General features: G+C 64.5%; 2 protein-coding genes. One reads left to right on the plus strand and one right to left on the minus strand.

Going from position 1 to position 3,851, the window contains the following annotated elements; translation table 11 throughout:
- Nucleotides 1–72: 72 nt before the first annotated feature.
- Nucleotides 73–615 (minus strand): Rv1476 family membrane protein, encoded by a 543-nt coding sequence (locus tag A2J02_RS12610; RefSeq protein WP_068050500.1) that lies wholly within the window; start codon nt 613–615, stop codon nt 73–75.
- Nucleotides 616–963: 348 nt separating this feature from the next.
- Between A2J02_RS12610 and A2J02_RS12615 the strand changes: the two genes are divergently transcribed.
- Nucleotides 964–3,774 carry an aconitate hydratase gene (locus tag A2J02_RS12615; protein ID WP_068050501.1) on the plus strand — a complete coding sequence of 937 codons (2,811 nt, stop codon included), beginning with the start codon at nt 964–966 and terminating at the stop codon, nt 3,772–3,774.
- Nucleotides 3,775–3,851 lie beyond the last annotated feature (77 nt).

The raw sequence follows: 3,851 nt of genomic DNA on the forward strand, positions 1-3,851 counted from the left end.
TCACGGTCACGATCGCGACCGGGTCCGACAGTGCGGGTGTCGGTCACTCGAACGACACGCGGAGGAGAGTGCTCAGTCGCTGACGGGCTCGCTGTGAGCGTGATCCTTCGACTCCGAACGAGAGCGGTATCTGCGGACCTTGACGGCAGCGGTCAGGGTCGCGACCGCGGCGACGACGATGACCAGTCCGCCGGTGAGCAGGCCCCACGGCGTCTGGTCCTCGACGAGGGTGTCGACGAAGTTGTCCGCGGCGACGACGTGGTTGCCGGTATAGGTACGGTCCTGGCCTGCTTCGAGGGTCACCCGACTGATCGAGTCGCTGAACGTGCCCACCTGACCGGGACTGAGCACGAGAACCGTGCCGCCCTCGCGCGCTCCGACAGCGGTCGCGAGGTCTCGAAGTTGCGAGTCGTGGCGAGGTTCGGTCGGCACGATCACGATGCTCAGGTCGATGCCGTGGTCCTCGGCGCGCGCGACGGCCGCAGACAACCCGGCTTCTTCGTCGGCGGGGGCACTGACACCGGACTCGCGGACCGTGGCGACGATGCTGTCGACGTCCAGACCTGCCGGTATGTCGGTGGCAAGTGGGGAAACGGCGTGAATCGGCTCAGGCATCTCTCGTCCAGTCGGTAGGAACCAGTCGGATCGAACCCTACGTCACCGCCGCGCCCGTACCTGGTAGGCCCGCAGGTCCGACGCAACTACTGAGGTCGCCCTTCATTGCGCAGCCGGGAGCACTACGTGAGGATCGTCCTGTGGATCGGTCTCGCGACACCCACCGAGGACCGGACCGCAGGTTTTCACAGGACAAGCGTACTGTTAGACTTCCATCGAGACACCGACTGTGCGTCCGCCTCGAACTCTCGTTACCGAGATTCGAGGCCGAGGCCCGCAGCCGGAGCCTCGCTTCAACCGTCGACACAGCCCCGTCGGCGGTGTGCCTCATAGACGAGTGGAGCTGAAGTGACCGCAAGTAAAGATTCATTCGGTGCAAAGGGCACCCTCGAAGTCGGCGAGAACTCGTACGAGATCTTCCGACTGTCGGCTTTGCCCGGTGCCGAGAAGTTGCCCTACGCACTGAAGGTCCTCGCGGAGAACCTCCTTCGCACCGAGGACGGTGCGAACATCACCGCCGACCACATTCGTTCGATTGCCTCGTGGGATCCGTCCGCAGAGCCGAGCTTCGAAATCCAGTTCACCCCTGCACGCGTCATCATGCAGGACTTCACCGGTGTTCCGTGCATCGTCGACCTCGCCACCATGCGTGAAGCCGTCACCACCCTGGGCGGCGACCCCAACAAGGTCAACCCCCTCTCCCCCGCCGACATGGTCATCGACCACTCGGTCATCCTCGACGTCTTCGGCCGCGCCGACGCCCTCGAGCGCAACGTCGACCTCGAGTACGAGCGCAACGGTGAGCGCTACCAGTTCCTGCGTTGGGGACAGGGCGCATTCGACGACTTCAAGGTCGTCCCCCCGGGCATGGGCATCGTGCACCAGGTCAACATCGAGTACCTCGCACCGACGATCATGACCCGCAAGGGCCAGGCCTACCCCGACACCTGCGTCGGCACCGACTCGCACACCACGATGGTCAACGGCCTCGGTGTGTTGGGCTGGGGCGTCGGCGGTATCGAGGCAGAGGCGGCCATGCTCGGCCAGCCCGTCTCGATGCTCATCCCTCGCGTCGTCGGCTTCAAGCTCTCCGGTGAGATCCAGCCCGGCGTCACCGCGACCGACGTGGTGCTGACCGCAACCGAGATGCTGCGCAAGCACGGCGTCGTCGGCAAGTTCGTGGAGTTCTACGGCGAAGGCGTGGCCGAGGTTCCGCTGGCGAACCGCGCCACCCTGGGAAACATGAGCCCCGAGTTCGGTTCCACCGCAGCGATCTTCCCGATCGACGAGGAAACCATCAACTACCTGCGCCTGACCGGCCGCAGCGACGAGCAGCTCGCTCTCGTCGAGGCGTACGCCAAGGAACAGGGCATGTGGCACGACCCGAAGAACGAGGCCGTGTACTCCGAGTACATCGAACTCGACCTCAACACGGTCGTTCCGTCCATCGCAGGCCCGAAGCGCCCGCAGGACCGAATCCTGTTGTCCGAGTCCAAGGTTGCGTTCCGCAAGGACATCCACAACTACGTCGAGGAGAACCACCCCAAGCACGAGGGTGACAGCAAGCTCGACGAGGCCCTCGACGAATCGTTCCCGGCCAGCGACTCCGCGTCGCTGAGCTTCGCCGAAGAGGATTCCGTCGACGTTCGTTCTGCCGCATACGGTTCCGAGGGTCGTCCGAGCAAGCCGGTTCGCGTCACCACCGACGAGGCAGGCGAATTCGTGCTCGATCACGGTGCCGTCGTGGTCGCGGGCATCACCTCCTGCACCAACACCTCGAACCCGTCGGTCATGCTCGGCGCGGCACTGCTCGCCCGCAACGCCGTCGAGAAGGGCCTGTCCACCAAGCCCTGGGTCAAGACCAACATGGCACCCGGCTCGCAGGTCGTCACCGACTACTACGAGAAGGCCGGCCTCTGGCCGTACCTCGAGAAGCTCGGCTACTACCTCGGCGGTTACGGCTGCACCACGTGCATCGGCAACACCGGTCCCTTGCTCGAGCCGATCTCGAAGGCGATCAACGACAACGACCTCTCGGTCACCGCTGTGCTGTCGGGTAACCGCAACTTCGAGGGCCGCATCTCCCCCGACGTCAAGATGAACTACTTGGCCTCACCGCCGCTGGTCATCGCCTACGGCCTCGCGGGCACGATGGACTTCGACTTCGAGACCGACGCCCTCGGCGAGGATCACGAGGGCAACCCGGTGTTCCTGAAGGACATCTGGCCGTCCACGCAGGAGATCGAAGAGACCATCCAGTCCTCGATCAGCCGGGACATGTTCACCAAGTCCTACGACACCATCTTCGCCGGCGACAGCCGCTGGCAGAACCTCTCCACCCCCGAGGGCGACACGTTCGAGTGGGATCCCAACTCCACGTACGTGCGAAAGCCTCCGTACTTCGACGGCATGACGATGGATCCGGCTCCGGTCGAGGACATCAAGGGTGCACGCGTGCTGGCCCTGCTCGGCGATTCGGTCACCACCGACCACATCAGCCCGGCAGGCCCCATCAAGGCAGGCACGCCTGCCGCGCAGTACCTCGATTCGCACGGTGTCGAGCGCAAGGACTACAACTCGCTCGGTTCGCGTCGTGGAAACCACGAGGTCATGATTCGCGGAACGTTCGCGAACATTCGCCTGAAGAACCAGCTCCTCGACGATGTCTCGGGCGGCTACACCCGTGACTTCACGCAGGACGGTGGACCGCAGTCCTTCATCTACGACGCGTCGCAGAACTACCAGAAGGCCGGCATCCCGCTGGTCGTGCTGGGCGGCAAGGAGTACGGCAGCGGCTCCTCGCGCGACTGGGCGGCCAAGGGCACCTCGCTCCTCGGAGTCAAGGCCGTCATCACCGAATCGTTCGAGCGCATCCACCGCTCCAACCTCATCGGCATGGGCGTCGTTCCCCTGCAGTTCCCGGCCGGTGAGAGCGCAGCGTCGCTCAAGCTGGACGGCACCGAGACGTTCGACATCGTCGGCGTCGCGAAGCTGAACGAAGGCACCACCCCGAAGACGATGACCGTCATCGCCACCAAGGAAGACGGCTCCAAGGTCGAATTCGAGGCCGTGGTTCGCATCGACACCCCGGGTGAAGCGGACTACTACCGCAACGGAGGCATCCTGCAGTACGTGCTGCGCAACATGATCAGAGGCTGAGTGCGCGTCGTCTGACGTATGCCTCGAACGGCGATGGGCCCGGAACCGACAACGTGTTTCCGGGCCCATCGCCGTAT

Source organism: Rhodococcus sp. EPR-147 (genome assembly GCF_001647185.1).
GTDB lineage: Bacteria > Actinomycetota > Actinomycetes > Mycobacteriales > Mycobacteriaceae > Rhodococcoides.

Bases quoted from the DNA above. Each gene is read 5' to 3' on its own strand.
- A2J02_RS12610 (WP_068050500.1), bottom strand. From the start codon at position 615: ATGCCTGAGCCGATTCACGCCGTTTCCCCACTTGCCACCGACATACCG.